Below are 16,114 nucleotides of genomic sequence, written 5' to 3'. Positions count from 1 at the left end.
CGATGTGTTTGGCGATCATGGCTTGGGCGGTTTGCTGAAAGAAGGTGCTCATGGAAAATCCCCTAAATGTCTTAGTAGGAATTTAGGGGATTTTAGGGGATTTTGCAAAGGTCTCAGGCCGTCTGAATGTTTTTCAGATGGCCTTTTAAAATTTTAATGTTTTTCCAAACGTTTGACTTCCGTTTCTTCTAAAACTTCCGCCTCCACCAAAGGAATCGTAACATCGGCATCTGTTGATGGTTTTAAAAGCTCATATACGGTTTTTTTAACGGCTGTTTCAATACGAGAACGCATGGCCCATACAAATAAAAACAATAAGATAAAAAATGAGGTAAAGATAAATAGTCCGTATAGGTAGCTGCCCAAAAGCTGGCCTATATAGAGTGAAAGGCTAAGTAAAACCAAAATGACGGCTACTGCTCCTGTAATGGCGAAGAGTAGGTAGAAAACGCTTGGTGCCGCATATTCAGAAGCCGTTTCTGCCAATTGTTCCTGTTTTTCTCGAACACTGTCGGAAATCGGGTCAATGATGGCTTCACGAAATTTCCGCTTTATAAAATCAAACATAGTTTCCCCTTTTTTATAATGATTAAAGAAATAGCATTATCTTATAAATAAGAAATTTATGCCAAAGCATTTAGAAATTTGGGTGTATTGGAAGCAGTTGATATACCGATTAGTTGAGATGAAGGGATAGGCTATCATTGAGTACAGCCTTGTGGAGGTTGGAGTGGTTTTACTTATATTTAATAATTAAGTAGAAAAACTATAAATAGTTCAAATAGTTAAAATAAATGGATTAAATTTGTAATGATATGTTTTGTGCTAAGAGAGTTGAGTATTAAGTGTTTTAATTCTTTTGATTTTTATGACTAAAGCAAGATGTTATAAGGCTGAGACGATTTTGCAAAAGTCTCAGCCCCGATTTATCTTACATTAACTTTTCTTCCGTCGACGTTCGCCAGGCAGCAGCATATTTGCCCATTTGATGATGTTGGCGACTTCTGCCGGATTGAGTTCGTAGAACTGGCCGCGTTTGAGGCGGTTTGGCAGGCCGATGGGGCCGAAGCCTACGCGGACGAGCCGGCTGACGGTCAGGCCTTGGCTTTCAAAAATGCGGCGTACTTCGCGGTTGCGGCCTTCTTTGATGACGACGTTGTACCATTTGTTTGCGCCTTCGCCGCCTTGTTCGTAGATACGTTCTACTTTTGCTAGACCGTCTTCGAGCATCACGCCTTCTTCGGTTAGGACGCGCATTTGTTCGGTGGTCAACTCGCCCAATACGCGTACGGCGTATTCGCGTTCGACTTCAAAGCTGGGGTGGGCAAAGCGTTGAACCAGTTCACCTGAAGTGGTCAGGATCAAGAGGCCGCTGGTATTGATGTCCAAACGGCCGATGGCCACCCAGCGGCTGCTGGCTGCTTGCGGCAGGCGGTCGAAAATACTGACGCGGCCTTGCGGGTCGTCGCGGGAAACGATTTCGCCTTCTTGTTTGTAGTAGAGGATGATGCGTGGCAGGCGGTCTGCCCATTTGAGTTTGATGATGCTGCCTTTGACGGTAACATGATCGTCGGGCGTGACTTTTTCACCCAGTTGGGCTACGCGTCCGTTGACCGTTACCCAGCCGTTGCTGATCCATTCTTCCATTTCGCGACGTGAACCGACGCCGGAAGCGGCCAGGACTTTTTGCAGGCGCTCGGGTTCAAAGCGTGAAAGGTCGCTGCGGCGTTCTTTCAAATCGCGGGCGTGCTCCATGATTTTTTGGTTTGGATTGCGGACAACCAGTTTTTTGGCTTTGGCGGCACGTTGTTTTGGCGCGGTATTTTGAGCTTTGGGGCCGTCTGAAACTTTTTGGTTGTAAGGTTTGCCTGATGTTTTGCGTTCGTCGTCGGGACGTTTTTTATTGGCAAAGGATTTGGCCGGTTTGGAAGGTTTTTTGGCGGTAGACGATACGCCGTCGCGCCATTGGCGTTTGCTGGAAGGCTGTTTGGACATGATTTTTCCTAACTCGCTTGAAAAAGCGGTTCTTCTGCGGCATTTGCGGCAGGGGTTGGATTGGGGGAAAAGGCCGTCTGAAAATCAGATTCAGACGGCCTGCCGATGAAAGGCCGTATTGTAACTCAACCAGTAAATTTTTGTTTGAAAATCCGAAAATTATGGCGAAAGGCGTTCGCGTATCCAGTTGCCGTCAACTAGGCGGTATTGGATGCGGTCGTGCAGGCGGCTGGGGCGGCCTTGCCAGAATTCGATACGGTCGGGAATAACGAGGTATCCGCCCCAATGCGGTGGGCGTGGAACATGCAGGGGGTGTTTGACACCGACGGCCGCGGCTTTGGCCACCAATACGGCTTTACTTGAAATCACTTCGCTTTGCGCGCTTGCCCATGCGCCGATACGGCTGGTATACGGGCGGCTTTCAAAATATTCGTCCGAAGCGGCGGCGTCGAGTTTTTCAATGCGTCCTTCAACACGTACTTGGCGTTCGAGTTCCGGCCAAAAAAAAGTCATGGCGGCAAAAGGGTGTGCCGTATAGGAGCGGCCTTTGCGGCTGTGGTAATTGGTAAAGAAAACAAAGCCTTTGGGGTTGACTTCTTTCAGCAGTACCATGCGGCTGTTGGGCCTGCCGTCTTCGCCCACGGCGGCGACGTTGACCGCGGTCGGTTCGTTGACTTCGGCGTGAATCGCTTCGTTCAGCCATTGCTCGAATTGGACAATCGGGTCGGCGTGGCATTCGGCTTCCGACAGCTCGCGTTTGCTGTAATCTTCGCGGATATTGTGCAGATCCATGATTTTTCTCCTTAGGTCTGACTGAATCATACTCCGTTTTTTCAGACGGCCTCAAGGGCATTTGTGTATAATCGTAGCCCTTTCTAATTTAGAACAATACGGAGTCCTGTCATGCAAACCGAAGTCGAACTGAAAATCTTAAATCCTAAAATGGCCGATTCCCTGCCTGCTTATGCAACGCCCGGTTCTGCCGGTTTGGACTTACGTGCCTGCCTGGATGAGGCTGTTGTGTTGCAACCGGGTGATGTATATCTCGTTCCAACCGGTTTGGCGGTGCATTTGGCCAACCCTGCGTATGCAGCCGTTTTGTTGCCGCGTTCCGGTTTGGGCCATAAACACGGTATTGTTTTGGGTAACTTGGTCGGTTTGATTGACTCGGATTATCAAGGCGAATTGAAGGTTTCATTGTGGAACCGTGGTAAAGAAGCGTTTATCATCGAGCCGATGGAGCGTATCGCGCAAATGGTGATTGTGCCGGTTGTCCAAGCCGCGTTTAAAGTCGTGGACGAGTTTGCCGCCAGCGAGCGCGGTGAAGGCGGATTCGGCAGCACCGGCAAAGCCTGATGATTTGAAAGGCCGTCTGAAAACAGGGAAAATTGAAATATTTGATTTCGGTTTACCGCAGTTCAGACGGCCTTTTGGTTGAGACAACCTTTGCATAATTACACACAAGATTGCATTTTTATATCTTGCCTGCATGGCCGACGCACCCAATAATACAGGCCGTCTGAAACCTTTACGGAGCGTTGTTATGTCCCGCCCCTCACTTTTTCTGCCTTTGTTTTTGATTATCTTTGGTGCGATTTGGTTTTTACGCGCTACGGATATTTTGCCTGCGACATCGACAATGATTGCCGGCGCATTAATTATTTTGGGCCTTGCCGTATTGATTATGGACGGCATCAACAAACAGTCTATCGTTTCCGGCCCGATGTTGGTTTATATCGGTACAGCCATTTATCTGCACATGAGCTACTGGATTTACCTCTCGCCGTTATTAGCTATCGGCATGGTCGTGTTGGGTTGCCTGCTGTTGCTCTCGCGCAGCGATATGATTCCTGAGAAACACACAAAATAGAAAGATGAGAGATTTGGGTTTTGCCCTATAAAGGCCGTCTGAACAATGGTATAATCCGCCGATTCAGACGGCCTTTTTTATTGTGGTTTAAATTTGAAATTTACCCTCTCGGTCGCACCGTTTTCTTACATTTTGCAAAGTTTCCGCCATGACCCAAGACAAAATCCTTATTCTCGACTTCGGCTCGCAAGTTACCCAGCTGATCGCCCGCCGCGTGCGCGAAGCCCACGTTTACTGCGAACTGCATTCTTTCGATATGCCTTTGGAAGAAATCAAAGCTTTCAACCCGAAAGGCATCATCCTCTCCGGCGGCCCTAATTCCGTTTACGAATCCGATTATCAAGCCGATACCGGTATTTTTGATTTGGGCATTCCGGTTTTGGGCATCTGCTACGGCATGCAATTTATGGCGCACCACTTGGGCGGCGAAGTTAGCCCGGGCAACCAACGCGAATTCGGTTATGCGCAAGTGAAAACCATCGACAGCGAGCTGACACGCGGCATTCAAGACGATGCGCCTAATACGCTCGACGTCTGGATGAGCCATGGCGATAAAGTTTCCAAACTGCCTACCGGCTTCTCTGTTATTGGCGACACCCCGTCTTGCCCGATTGCCATGATGGAAAACGCTGAGAAACAATTCTACGGCATCCAATTCCACCCTGAAGTGACCCACACCAAACAAGGCCGCGCGTTGTTAAACCGCTTTGTCTTGGATATTTGCGGCGCACAACCAAGCTGGACCATGCCGAACTACATCGAAGAAGCCGTCGCCAAAATCCGCGAACAAGTCGGCAGCGACGAAGTGATTTTAGGTTTGTCCGGCGGCGTGGACTCTTCCGTAGCGGCCGCGCTGATTCACCGCGCCATCGGCGACCAACTGACCTGCGTGTTTGTTGACCACGGTCTGTTGCGTCTGAACGAAGGCAAAATGGTGATGGATATGTTTGCCCGCAACTTGGGCGTACGCGTGATTCACGTTGATGCCGAAGAGCAGTTTTTGGCGAAACTTGCCGGCGTGACCGATCCGGAGAAAAAACGCAAAATCATCGGTGCGGAATTTATCGAAGTCTTTGACGCTGAGGAGAAAAAACTCACCAACGCCAAATGGTTGGCGCAAGGTACGATTTACCCTGACGTAATCGAATCTGCGGGTGCAAAAACCAAAAAAGCCCATGCCATCAAATCCCACCACAACGTCGGCGGCCTGCCTGAAAACATGAAGCTCAAATTGCTTGAACCATTGCGCGACTTGTTCAAGGACGAAGTGCGCGAATTGGGCGTTGCTTTGGGTCTGCCGCGCGAAATGGTATACCGTCATCCGTTCCCGGGCCCGGGTTTGGGTGTGCGTATCTTGGGCGAAGTGAAAAAAGAATACGCCGACTTGCTCCGTCAGGCAGACGATATTTTCATTCAAGAATTGCGCAATACTACCGATGAAAACGGCACATCTTGGTATGACCTGACCAGCCAAGCCTTTGCCGTATTCCTGCCTGTGAAATCCGTCGGCGTAATGGGCGACGGCCGTACTTACGATTACGTCGTTGCCTTGCGTGCCGTGATTACCAGCGACTTTATGACTGCGCACTGGGCTGAGTTGCCTTACTCGCTGCTTGGCCGTGTGTCCAACCGCATCATCAACGAAGTCAAAGGCATCAACCGCGTGGTTTACGATGTAAGCGGCAAACCGCCTGCCACGATTGAATGGGAATAATCCCTAAAAAATAAAGGCCGTCTGAACAGATATTGTTCAGACGGCCTTTATTTTTTAGGGACTAAGCCCAATTAAAATTGATTTTTCAATTCACGCAAAGCAGCGAAGACTTCGAGTTCGCTGTTTAATTTTCGTCCGCTCAATTCTTCGGCGCGTACCTGAACTTTGGGCAGGTGTATGCGGAAAAACGGGTTGACTTTGCGTTCGTGCGCCAGGCTGACAGGTAATGTCGGCGTGTGTTTGGCTGCGGTCAAGGCCGTCTGAATGTCGGCGTTGTCCGGCTCGATATGCAGGGCGAAGCGCAGATTGGAGGCTGTATATTCGTGCGCCGGATAAAACAGCGTTTCTTCGGGCAGCTGGTTGAATCGGTGGAAGCTGTCGTAAAGCTGCTCGATTGTGCCGGTAAATACGCGGCCGCAACCAGCGGAGAACAAGGTATCACCGCAGAAAACGTGCAGGCCGTCTGAGTTTTCCAGCAGATAGCTGATGTGGCGGTCGGTATGGCCGGGGGTTGCCCAAACGGTAACCAAGCCTTCGCCAAACGGGAACTGCGTACCTGCGGTGACGGTATGCGTTGCTACGTCGATGTCGCTTTCGCCATAGATTGGGGATTCCAAAAAGCCGTGGAACAGGCTTTTTGCGCCGCCGGTATGGTCGGGGTGCGGATGGGTAATCCATGTTTGCGCCAGCATCAGGCGGTTGTGGACGAGGAATTTCAAAACGGGCGTGGCATCGGACGGATCGACGCAGGCGGCATGGTTGCCTTCTTGAATCATCCAGATGTAGTTGTCGTTTAGGGCTTGGATTGGCGTGATTTTCATATGCTTTCTTCTGGTTGGGGGTTTCAGACGGCCTCTAAATAATCTTTGATATTCGGGCTTTGGCCGAACACAGCTTCATGGGCTTGATAGATGCACAGTCGGTTGAACAGCAATCTTTGGGTTTGGTCGCCGTCGATAATCCGCACTTGGCCTTGCAGTTTGGGCGCGTCGTGATGAAAGGTATTCTTAAACGCGTGCCAACGGTCGGTTTGCAGATGGACGACGGCAAACATATCGTGCGAGATATTAACGCCGACGCTGAATAGCTTGGCCGAGGCTTGCAGGCAGAAACTGCTGTCGCCAAACAGGCACAGCCCCGTGTTTTCCGGATAGCGGAACAATTCGATTTTCACGGCTTCGGGTTCGGCAAAGATGTTGCAAAACAGCCGTTCAAACAACGACGGCTGCGCCACGCCTTCGCTCAACATACCGTAAAGTCCGCCCAGCCAATCGACATAGCCGAGAAAAGTGAAACGGTAGTCCTGCATAATGGCTTCGATGCGCTTGGGGTCGCGTTTGCTGATCAAGCGGACAAATTCAAAACCGACTTCCGGCAGCCGCGCCCGCAGTGTTTGATGCAGTCGGTGGGCAAACAGGTTTTTATGGTTGTGCGGATTGCGCAGAATGCCGAGGAACTTCAGCCGCAATATCCGCCACAAGGCATCCGGTACTTTGACGGTATCGGCATTTGCCGTAGGTGTTTTCAGACGGCCTGCAGGCAGGGTGTGCAGGTGGTTGCAGGCCTCTTCGTAGCCGCTTTCATGACGGTTGAACCAGCTTTCCAGATTGTATTGGTTGGCGGAGTCTTCGACAAAGGTCAGCGTATAGAGGTTTTTCGCCGCCAAGTTGCCGATGATGTTGACGCTTATCGCTTCGCTGCGGTTTTGTTCTTTGCCACGGGCTTTTTCGCCAGTATGGAACATAGACAGCGGTAAGCGATAAACGTTTTGATTTTGCGGGCTGACCTGCGGATTATGCGAATGTTGCCGCTGCTCGGTTTGGGCGATGAAGTGGTGTTCCTTCGTCGGATTCGCGGTCAACAGGGCGTAAGGCTTTTCACCGCATTCGGAAAATTCGCAATCGCTGAGGATAAAGGCTTGTCGAGTCATAATGTCGGGAAAGGCCGTCTGAATATGTCGATTATAGTTTAAAAGTGGGAATTATACAGAATGACGGCGACGGGTTTGGTCTTTATACGCAAAAGGATGCAAAAAGGTCGTCTGAAAACAGATAGAGCGGGGTTCGCTAAATTATTTTCAGACAACCTTAAATAAACGGACTGTTTAACACTATCTATTCTTCTCTTTGGAAAACGTGGTTGCGGTGATACTCGAAATATTTTTGGCTTTCAGGTTCGATTTTTAATTTCATATCGGGAGAAATCCCAAGCCGCTTTTGATTTTCCAGATCGATTTTCGGACTGATTTTTATCGTACCGTCGGCATCAAACGTAATCAGTCCACTATCGAATAATGCGTCGATATTGGGGGCGAGCATCAGACCATTGAAGGGATCTAACCTCTCTTCATTATTGCACTTGCTCCAAGGTTTGATATGGCTGGCAATAAGTAAAGACCGAACATCTAGATCTGTCAGTGGGCAGCTCGAATACAGTTCGAGTAGTTTTTGCCGGAATCTGCCTTGCCCTTGACGGGCTTTTATTAAGGTTTCGATTTCGGTTCGTTTTTCTGGTTCAATTTCAGATGCTAATTGTTCTTTGAGTTTACCGAGATCTTGTTCCAAAGATTGGGTTGAGTTTATTTGAAAATTTGTTGGTTTGTATAATTCAAATATTCCTCCTTTTTTCCACCATAAAAAGTCTTGGTGCATTGATTCGTGATAATGCTTCCTTGAGTTTGAATTAACACTAAGTACATACAAAGAAGCACGTGTATCATCATTATAGTCAGGAGTAATCTGCCATTGGTTTTTTAGTTCTTCAATCTGTTCATCTACATCTTTTACCTTAAATTGTGTTTTGCCCATATCATGCAGATGTAAGACGATTCTTTTTATAATTTCTATTGTCCCATCAATATGTTCTCCATTGATCCGTGCGGAATATTTTGTTTTTGCCATTTAAGTCTTCCTACCAAAGTTAAGTTTTCTAATTTAATTATTTGGGGTAATGCATTGATTTTCCTATGACCGTCATTCCCGCGTAGGTGGGAATCCAGAAGCTTGAATTTACAGTAGTCTTTGAGTATTTCTGAAATGCAGGGGGCTGGATTTCCGCCTGCGCGGGAATGACGGCGGTTGGTTCGGTATTATGCGCAAAAGAACATATAAAGGTCGTCTGAAAATAGATATAGCAGAATCCGCTAAATCGTTTTCAGACGACCTTTCTCTTTAAAGCCTAATCAAATCAGCCTGTCGGTTAACCCAACGCCTTCCTCGCTCCGGCGAAGAGGCGGTACCAGCCGGACAGTTCCGTCCAGTCTTCCGGTTTCCAGCTCATTTGCACGGCACGGTATACGCGTTCCGGATGCGGCATCATGATGGTCACGCGGCCGTCGGTGTTGGTCACGCCGGCAATACCTTGCGGCGAGCCGTTAGGGTTGAGCGGATAAGTTTGGGTCACTTGGTTTTGACCGTCTACATATTGCAACGCAATACCCAAATCGGCAGAAATGTTGCCGCCGTGAAGCGCGAAGTCGGCGCGGCCTTCGCCGTGGCTGACCACGACAGGCAGGCTGGAACCTTGCATTTCGTTCAGAATCAGCGACGCGGATTTCGGAACATGAACCATGCTTAGGCGCGCTTCAAACTGTTCGCTCAAGTTGCGTCTGAACTTCGGCCATGCTTCTGCGCCCGGGATAATCTCGGCAAGGTTGCTGACCATTTGACAGCCGTTGCACACGCCCAATGTCAGCGTGTTCGGATCGGCAAAGAAGGCGGCAAATTGGTCGCGCAGAGCAGGGTGGAACAGAATCGATTTTGCCCAGCCTTCGCCCGCGCCGAGTACGTCGCCATAGCTGAAGCCGCCGCACGCCACCAGCATTTTGAAGTCGGCAAGGTGGACGCGGCCTGCCATCAGGTCGGACATATGCACGTCGTAAGCATCGAAACCGGGGCGGGTGAACGCGGCGGCCATTTCGATTTGTCCGTTTACGCCCTGTTCGCGCAGGATGGCGATTTTAGGTTTCGCGCCGCTGTTGATAAACGGCGCGGCGATGTCTTCGTTCACGTCGAATTTCACGTCGGCAAACAATGCGCTGCGTTCGTTGTCGTCAATCAGGGCGAACTCGCTGTCGGCGCAGGCAGGGTTGTCGCGCAGGCGTTGGATGGCGTGGCTGGTTTCCTGCCATGCGCGTTGCAGGTCGGCGCGGTTTTGTTCCAATACGATGCCTACCTGATTGCGGATAACGATTTTCTCGTCAGTACTGATGGCCGCAACGGTATGCAGTGCCAAATCAGCTTCTTTAAACAAGGCTTCTACTGCCGCGACATCTTGTTTGGCGATTTGGATCACTGCGCCCAGTTCTTCATTGAACAATACGCGGATACTGGCTTCGTTGACATCTGCTTGGTTGACAACCAGTGAAGTCAAATCCACATTCAAGCCGCAACGCCCCGCAAACGCCATCTCCGCCAGCGTCGCAAACAAGCCGCCGTCGCTGCGGTCGTGGTATGCCAAGAGTTTGTCTTCGGCGACAAGCTGCTGAATCACGCCGTAAAAGTCTTTCAGACGACCTGTATCGTCCAAGTCGGGCGCGTCGCCGCTCATATTGTTGTAGACCTGACCGAACGCGGAGCCACCCATACGCGCTTTGCCGAAGCCCAAATCGATAAACAGCAATACGCTGTCTTCGACGTTTTTCAATTCGGGCGTAACGGTTTTGCGTACGTCTTTCACAGGTGCGAACGCGGAGATAATCAGGCTCAACGGCGAAACGACAGATTTTTTCTCTTCGCCGTCCTGCCATACGGTTTTCATCGACAGGCTGTCTTTGCCCACGGGAATGCTCAAATCCAATGCTTGACAGGCTTTAGAAACCGCTTCGACAGTACGGTAGAGTTTTTCGTCTTCGCCTTCGTTGCCGCACGCAGCCATCCAGTTGGCGGAGAGTTTGATGTTGCCGATGTCACCAATGTTGACTGCCGCGATGTTGGTGATGGCTTCACCGACGCACATTCTGCCCGAGGCGGGCGCGTCAAACAGGGCGACGGTCGGTTTTTCGCCCATAGACATCGCTTCGCCGCGATAGGTATTGAAGCCCATCATGGTAACGGCGCAGTCGGCTACCGGGGTTTGATATTTGCCGACCATTTGGTCGCGGTGGGTCATGCCGCCGACGCTGCGGTCGCCGATGGTAATCAGGAAGTTTTTAGCAGCTACGGTAGGCAGACGCAGAACGCGGTAGGCGGCTTCGGTGATGTCGATATTGCCCGCGTTAAACGGTTTTTCAGACGGCGTAACTGTTTTGTCGGTGCGCGTGGTTTTGGGTGGTTTGCCAAGCAAAACGTTCAACGGCAAATCGACAGGGTTGTTGGAGAACAAGTCGTCGCGTACTTTCAAATGGCCGTCGTCGGTCGCCGTGCCGACTACGGCAAACGGGCAGCGTTCGCGTTCGCAGATGGCGCGGAAGGTGTCCAAATCTTTTTCCAAAATCGACAACACATAACGCTCTTGCGATTCGTTACACCAAATTTGCAACGGGTTGAGACCGTGTTCTTCCAGCGGCACTTCGCGCAGCTTGAATACCGCGCCGCGTCCGGCATCGTTGACGAGCTCGGGGAAGGCGTTGGACAGGCCGCCGGCGCCGACGTCGTGGATGGAGATAATCGGGTTTTGGTCGCCGAGCTGCCAGCAACGGTCGATGACTTCTTGCGCGCGGCGTTCGATTTCAGGGTTGCCGCGTTGTACGGAGTTGAAGTCCAAAGAGGCGTCGTTTGTTCCGGTGTTCATAGATGAAGCCGCGCCGCCGCCCAAGCCGATGAGCATACCCGGGCCGCCCAGTTGGATCAGTAACGCGCCTTCGGGGATTTCGTCTTTATGCGTCTGCTGCGCCTGAATGCTGCCCAAACCGCCGGCGATCATAATCGGTTTGTGATAGCCTCGGACCTGACCGTCAAATTTTTCTTCAAAGGTACGGAAGTAGCCCAAGAGATTTGGACGGCCGAATTCGTTGTTGAACGCTGCGCCGCCGATCGGGCCTTCAATCATGATGTCTAAAGGGGAAGCAATATGGCCGGGTTTGCCGTAGGCTTGTTCCCAAGGCTGCTCCAAGCCAGGGATATTCAGGTTGGAGACGGTAAAGCCGGTCAAGCCTGCTTTCGGACGTGAGCCTTTACCTGTCGCGCCTTCATCGCGGATTTCACCGCCAGCACCCGTTGCCGCACCGGCAAACGGAGCGATGGCGGTCGGGTGGTTGTGCGTTTCCACTTTCATGATGATATGGGTGTCTTCTTCGTGGAAACGGTAGCCTTGGTTTTCCGCCGCATTCGGATAGAAACGCTCGATTTTCGCGCCTTCGATCACGGACGAATTATCTTTATAGGCAACGACTGTGCCTTCGGGATGCGCATTGTGTGTATCGCGAATCATGCCGAAGAGCGATTTTGGCTGTTTTTCGCCGTTGAGGATGAAATCGGCGTTGAAGATTTTGTGGCGGCAGTGTTCGCTGTTTGCCTGAGCGAACATCATTAATTCAACATCGGACGGATTGCGGTTTAAAGCCTGATAGTTTTCAACCAGATAATCGATTTCGTCAGCTGAAAGCGCCAAGCCCATTTCGGTATTGGCTTTGACCAAAGCCTCTTTACCGCCGCCCAATACATCTACGCTGGAGAAGGTTTCTGATTGGATGTGGTGGAACAGTTGCACCGCTGCATCGATGTCGGTCAACACGCTTTCGGTCATGCGGTCGTGCAACAGGGCTGCCCATTGTTGTTTTTGCCCGTCGGTAAGCGCACCTTCCAACCATACGGCCATGCCGCGTTCGATACGTTCAATGCCTTCCAAACCGCAGTTTTCGGCGATATTGGTTGCTTTGGAAGCCCAAGGAGAAATGGTGCCCAAACGGGGCGTTACCAAAAATAAATGCAAGCCCTCGCGCGCTTTGGGCGTTTGTTCAACGCTTTGCGCTGCCAGTAAGGCTTGCAGTTTTTCGACTGTCGCGGCATCAAGTGCTTTTTCGCTACCGACAAAATACCAAAATTCGCTGCTTAATTTGACTTCGGGCAGGCCGAGGGCGGCTGCTTTTTGGAAGAGTTTTTCAACACGGAAATCGGAAAGGGCGGTTACACCGCGCAAGGGCAGAACAACAGACATGGATTCAGCTCACAAAATGCAGTTGGGGAATCCATTATTATACCTGAAAAATGCAATTTTGCTTGTGAATTTATACTTCAAGTGTTGACAATTTTTGCTTGTGAATTGAAGGGGAATAAGGCAATCGTGTCACCTGCTTTTTTATTTTTGCACCTGATTATTCGATTATTTTTGTTTTTTTTTGAAGAATCGGGAGGAATGGGGACGGATAGGCATAAAGGAATAAAGTAAAAATTATTTAATTGTTGTCTTTGATATTTTGCTGACAATAAGGCCGTCTGAAACCTTACTTTCAGACGGCCTTGCTTTATCCTTTTCTTTTGTTTCCCAACATGTCCAGCAATCCTGCCAGATTGCTTTTTCCTTCTTCCTTACTCACAATCGGCTCGCCGCCTTTGCGGCCTAGGATTTTGATGTCTTCCTGCGGCATTTCGTCTATGAAGCGGCTCGGCTCGGGGAACTGCCATGTGCCTTGCTTTTTGCGTTTGAGGCAGTGGGTCAGTATAAGCTGGCGTTTGGCACGGGTAATGCCGACGTACATCAGACGGCGTTCTTCTTCGACATTGTCTTCTTCTATGCTGTCGTTGTGCGGCAAGATGCCTTCTTCGCAACCGACAAGGAAAACGTAGGGGTATTCCAAACCTTTGGAAGCGTGCAGGGTTGAGAGTTTGACGGCATCGATTTCTTCTTCGCTTTTGCCCTCCAAAAGCGTCATCAGGGCGATGGTTTGGGCAAGCTCGATGATGTTTTTGCCGTCTTGCTCGCCTTTGCGTTCCAGCCAGCCGGTCAGGTCGGTAACGTTACGCCATTTGATTTCACCTGCTTTGCCTTCCTCATTGGCCAACAGGTGGTTTTCGTAGTCGATTTCTTTTAGCAGGTTATGAATAAGCTCGCCTGCTTCGCTGGTTTCGGCTTTGGTGCGGTAGTTTTCAATCATATCCATGAAGGCTTGCAGGTGTTGGCGGTTGGTATGGTTCAATAGGGCAAGCGCTTCTTCGGTTTGCGCGGCTTCATATAGGCTGCATTCGTGTTCGTGCGCGTAGGTGTTGAGCTTGCCCAATGTAACGTCGCCGATGCCGCGTTTAGGCGTGGTCACGGCGCGCAGGAAGGCGGGATCGTCGTTGGGGTTGGCAAGCAGGCGCAAATAGGACAAAACGTCTTTGATTTCGGCTTTGTCGAAAAAGCTTTGTCCTCCGGAGAGTTGGTAGGGAACACGCGCGCTGCGCAAGGATTCTTCAAAAATCCGCGCCTGATGGTTGCCGCGGTATAACACGGCGAAATCGGCGTATTGGGTTTTGTCGCCGCCGACCAGCTTCTGTTTGACGATTTGGCTGACGACCCAGTCGGCTTCGTGCTGCTCGCTTTGGCAGGCAACGACTTTGACGATTTCGCCTTCGCCGAACTGCGACCAAAGTTTTTTGGTAAAGAGTTTGGGGTTGTTTTCGATGACTTTGTTGGCGATTTTGAGAATCCGCGCGGTGGAGCGGTAGTTTTGCTCCAGCTTGATGACCTTCATCTGCGGATAGTCTTCCTGCATTTTACGCAGGTTTTCCATGTTTGCGCCGCGCCATGCGTAGATGGACTGGTCGTCGTCGCCGACGGCGGTAAACATGCCTTCCGCGCCGGTCAAGAGCTTCATCAGGGTAAATTGGCAGGTGTTGGTGTCCTGGCATTCGTCAACCAGCAGATAACGCAGCCGCCGCTGCCATTTGTTGCGCACTTCGCTGTTTTGCTGCAAGAGTACGGCTGGTAGGCGGATTAAGTCGTCGAAGTCCACTGCCTGATAGCTTTGCAGGGTTTCCTGATAACTCGCATAGACGTGCGCTGTTTGTTGTTCCCACACATTAGCGGCCGTCTGAACTACTTCTTCAGGCGTTTTTAAATCGTTTTTCCAAAGGGAAATTTGATGTTGCGCTTTGAATATGGCTTCTTTGCCCGTACCGCCCAAAAGCTCGCCGATTATTTTGGCGCTGTCGGTAGAGTCGAGGATGGAAAAGTTTTTTTTGTAACCGATTTGATCGGCTTCTTCGCGCAAAATCTTCATACCCAAAGAGTGGAAGGTGCAAATCGTCAGCCCGCGCGTTTGCGACTTAGGCAACATTTTGGAGACGCGCTCCTGCATTTCCGTAGCTGCTTTATTGGTAAAGGTAATCGCGGCGACGGTATGCGGCAGATAGCCGACATTGACAATCAAATGCTTGATTTTTTGCGTAATCACACCGGTTTTTCCGCTGCCTGCACCGGCAAGGACGAGCAGGGGGCCGCCTAGATATTTGACCGCGGCTTGCTGTTGGGGGTTGAGTTTCATTGAAGGGGAAGACGGGTAATGTGGGGAGCAATTATACAACAAGGCCGTCTGAAATTTTCAGACGGCCTTGGGCGTTTTTTAGAGTAAACCTTATGCAAAATATTTCAATTTGCCTTTGAAGTCTTCCAGCTTCTCATAGCCTTTTTGCACCATGATGGCTTTTAATTCAAGGGAAACCCGTTCAAAAATGTCTACGCCTTGCTGGTGTAGCGCCGTGCCGATCTGCACCATGCTTGCGCCGCACAAGATGTGTTCAAACGCATCACGGCCGCTGTAAACGCCGCCCGTTCCGATAACTTGGATAGACGGATCCAGTCTTTGATAGAACGCGTGGACATTGGCGAGCGCAGTCGGTTTGATGTATTGGCCGCCTATGCCGCCGAAGCCGTTTTTCGGGCGGATGACGACGGATTCGTCTTCGATATACATGCCGTTGCCGATGGAGTTGACGCAGTTGACGAATTTTAGGGGATAGCGGTTGAACACTTTCGCCGCTTGATCAAAATGGGCTATATCGAAATACGGCGGCAATTTGATGCCCAAGGGCTTGTCGAAGTAGGTAAACGTATTATCCAAAATCATCTCGGTTGTTTCAAAGTCGTAGGCAATTTGCGGTTTGCCGGCGACGTTTGGGCAGGATAGGTTGAGTTCGGTAATGCCGTTGAACCCGCTATTTTGCACCTTTTCCAACAGGATATGTGTTTCGCCGGGAGACAGACCGACCAGTGATAGGAAAAATGTCCGTTCCGGCTGAGACTCTTGAAGGGTAAGCAGGTAATCCAGATAGTAATCAATGCCTTGATTCGGTAAACCCATCGAATTGATGCTGCCGAGAGGGACATCGTGATAGCGCGGCTCGGGGTTGCCTTGACGAGGGGTAAGCGTTGCGGTCTTGGTAATGAAAGTGCCTGCCGAAGACTGTCTGACCGCTTCCAATTCCTCAACAGCCATACACGACACACCTGCTGCATTCATCAGGCAGTTGTCAAAAGAAAAACCGGCGATTTGGGTTTTCAATGATACCATCTCCTGCTCCTTTTCTTCGTAAAATCAAATTGTTTGCCAAGCGTAACACGAAGAAGCGGTACGATTTTTAACAAACATCAAATGACAAAGCATGTAGGCGAATGTT

General features: G+C 50.3%; 12 protein-coding genes. 3 read left to right on the top strand and 9 right to left on the bottom strand.

The features are described from left to right. Positions 1 to 153: 153 nt before the first annotated feature. The 3 genes from ACTHTJ_RS09175 to pdxH all read right to left on the bottom strand — a co-directional run bounded on the left by ACTHTJ_RS09175 (position 154) and on the right by pdxH (position 2,787). On the bottom strand, positions 154 to 567 hold the full coding sequence (locus ACTHTJ_RS09175; RefSeq protein WP_070583956.1) for a hypothetical protein: 414 nt from the start codon (positions 565 to 567) through the stop codon (positions 154 to 156). A gap of 369 nt (positions 568 to 936) precedes the next feature. Continuing rightward, the gene (locus ACTHTJ_RS09170) at positions 937 to 1,995 is read right to left on the bottom strand and encodes a pseudouridine synthase (protein WP_070583954.1); all 1,059 of its coding nucleotides are present in this window, start codon (positions 1,993 to 1,995) and stop codon (positions 937 to 939) included. Between the two features lie 159 nt (positions 1,996 to 2,154). Next, entirely contained in the window at positions 2,155 to 2,787 is a 633-nt protein-coding gene (pdxH, locus tag ACTHTJ_RS09165) for a pyridoxamine 5'-phosphate oxidase (protein ID WP_003686383.1), read from the bottom strand. Between the two features lie 111 nt (positions 2,788 to 2,898). On the opposite strand from pdxH, the gene dut reads away from it, so the two are divergent. From dut to guaA, 3 genes are all read left to right on the top strand, one after another. After that, complete coding sequence (dut, locus tag ACTHTJ_RS09160) at positions 2,899 to 3,351, top strand: dUTP diphosphatase (protein WP_070583952.1); 453 nt, start codon at positions 2,899 to 2,901, stop codon at positions 3,349 to 3,351. A gap of 187 nt (positions 3,352 to 3,538) precedes the next feature. Further along, positions 3,539 to 3,865 (top strand): hypothetical protein, encoded by a 327-nt coding sequence (locus ACTHTJ_RS09155; RefSeq protein WP_004464437.1) that lies wholly within the window; start codon positions 3,539 to 3,541, stop codon positions 3,863 to 3,865. 148 nt (positions 3,866 to 4,013) lie between these two features. Then, the gene (gene guaA, locus ACTHTJ_RS09150; protein ID WP_003686344.1) at positions 4,014 to 5,579 is read left to right on the top strand and encodes a glutamine-hydrolyzing GMP synthase; all 1,566 of its coding nucleotides are present in this window, start codon (positions 4,014 to 4,016) and stop codon (positions 5,577 to 5,579) included. Positions 5,580 to 5,650: 71 nt separating this feature from the next. Here guaA and gloB read toward each other — a convergent pair whose 3' ends face one another. From gloB to ACTHTJ_RS09120, 6 genes are all read right to left on the bottom strand, one after another. Next, positions 5,651 to 6,400, bottom strand: coding sequence for a hydroxyacylglutathione hydrolase (gene gloB / locus ACTHTJ_RS09145; RefSeq protein WP_070583951.1), 750 nt, complete (start codon positions 6,398 to 6,400; stop codon positions 5,651 to 5,653). A gap of 23 nt (positions 6,401 to 6,423) precedes the next feature. Then, the gene (locus ACTHTJ_RS09140; protein WP_070583949.1) at positions 6,424 to 7,509 is read right to left on the bottom strand and encodes a hypothetical protein; all 1,086 of its coding nucleotides are present in this window, start codon (positions 7,507 to 7,509) and stop codon (positions 6,424 to 6,426) included. A 184-nt stretch (positions 7,510 to 7,693) separates the two neighbouring features. After that, positions 7,694 to 8,479: an HNH endonuclease gene (locus ACTHTJ_RS09135; RefSeq protein WP_083297181.1), complete on the bottom strand. Its 786-nt coding sequence runs from the start codon at positions 8,477 to 8,479 to the stop codon at positions 7,694 to 7,696. Positions 8,480 to 8,777: 298 nt separating this feature from the next. Continuing rightward, the gene (purL, locus tag ACTHTJ_RS09130; protein ID WP_440360925.1) at positions 8,778 to 12,674 is read right to left on the bottom strand and encodes a phosphoribosylformylglycinamidine synthase; all 3,897 of its coding nucleotides are present in this window, start codon (positions 12,672 to 12,674) and stop codon (positions 8,778 to 8,780) included. 307 nt (positions 12,675 to 12,981) lie between these two features. Next, entirely contained in the window at positions 12,982 to 14,982 is a 2,001-nt protein-coding gene (rep, locus tag ACTHTJ_RS09125) for a DNA helicase Rep (protein ID WP_070583946.1), read from the bottom strand. A 90-nt stretch (positions 14,983 to 15,072) separates the two neighbouring features. Further along, on the bottom strand, positions 15,073 to 16,008 hold the full coding sequence (locus ACTHTJ_RS09120) for a dihydroorotate oxidase (RefSeq protein ID WP_070583944.1): 936 nt from the start codon (positions 16,006 to 16,008) through the stop codon (positions 15,073 to 15,075). Positions 16,009 to 16,114 lie beyond the last annotated feature (106 nt).

The sequence above is a fragment of the Neisseria sp. P0018.S001 genome (assembly GCF_051957355.1).
Lineage (GTDB): Bacteria > Pseudomonadota > Gammaproteobacteria > Burkholderiales > Neisseriaceae > Neisseria > Neisseria subflava_A.
This window is presented reverse-complemented; position numbering and strand designations above follow the sequence as displayed.

Excerpts from the sequence above, each read along its gene's own strand:
- ACTHTJ_RS09175 (WP_070583956.1), bottom strand. The coding sequence starts at position 567 with ATGTTTGATTTTATAAAGCGGAAATTTCGTGAAGCCATCATTGACCCG.
- ACTHTJ_RS09170 (WP_070583954.1), bottom strand. The coding sequence starts at position 1,995 with ATGTCCAAACAGCCTTCCAGCAAACGCCAATGGCGCGACGGCGTATCG.
- pdxH (WP_003686383.1), bottom strand. The coding sequence starts at position 2,787 with ATGGATCTGCACAATATCCGCGAAGATTACAGCAAACGCGAGCTGTCG.
- dut (WP_070583952.1), top strand. The coding sequence starts at position 2,899 with ATGCAAACCGAAGTCGAACTGAAAATCTTAAATCCTAAAATGGCCGAT.
- ACTHTJ_RS09155 (WP_004464437.1), top strand. The coding sequence starts at position 3,539 with ATGTCCCGCCCCTCACTTTTTCTGCCTTTGTTTTTGATTATCTTTGGT.
- guaA (WP_003686344.1), top strand. The coding sequence starts at position 4,014 with ATGACCCAAGACAAAATCCTTATTCTCGACTTCGGCTCGCAAGTTACC.
- gloB (WP_070583951.1), bottom strand. The coding sequence starts at position 6,400 with ATGAAAATCACGCCAATCCAAGCCCTAAACGACAACTACATCTGGATG.
- ACTHTJ_RS09140 (WP_070583949.1), bottom strand. The coding sequence starts at position 7,509 with ATGACTCGACAAGCCTTTATCCTCAGCGATTGCGAATTTTCCGAATGC.
- ACTHTJ_RS09135 (WP_083297181.1), bottom strand. The coding sequence starts at position 8,479 with ATGGCAAAAACAAAATATTCCGCACGGATCAATGGAGAACATATTGAT.
- purL (WP_440360925.1), bottom strand. The coding sequence starts at position 12,674 with ATGTCTGTTGTTCTGCCCTTGCGCGGTGTAACCGCCCTTTCCGATTTC.
- rep (WP_070583946.1), bottom strand. The coding sequence starts at position 14,982 with ATGAAACTCAACCCCCAACAGCAAGCCGCGGTCAAATATCTAGGCGGC.
- ACTHTJ_RS09120 (WP_070583944.1), bottom strand. The coding sequence starts at position 16,008 with ATGGTATCATTGAAAACCCAAATCGCCGGTTTTTCTTTTGACAACTGC.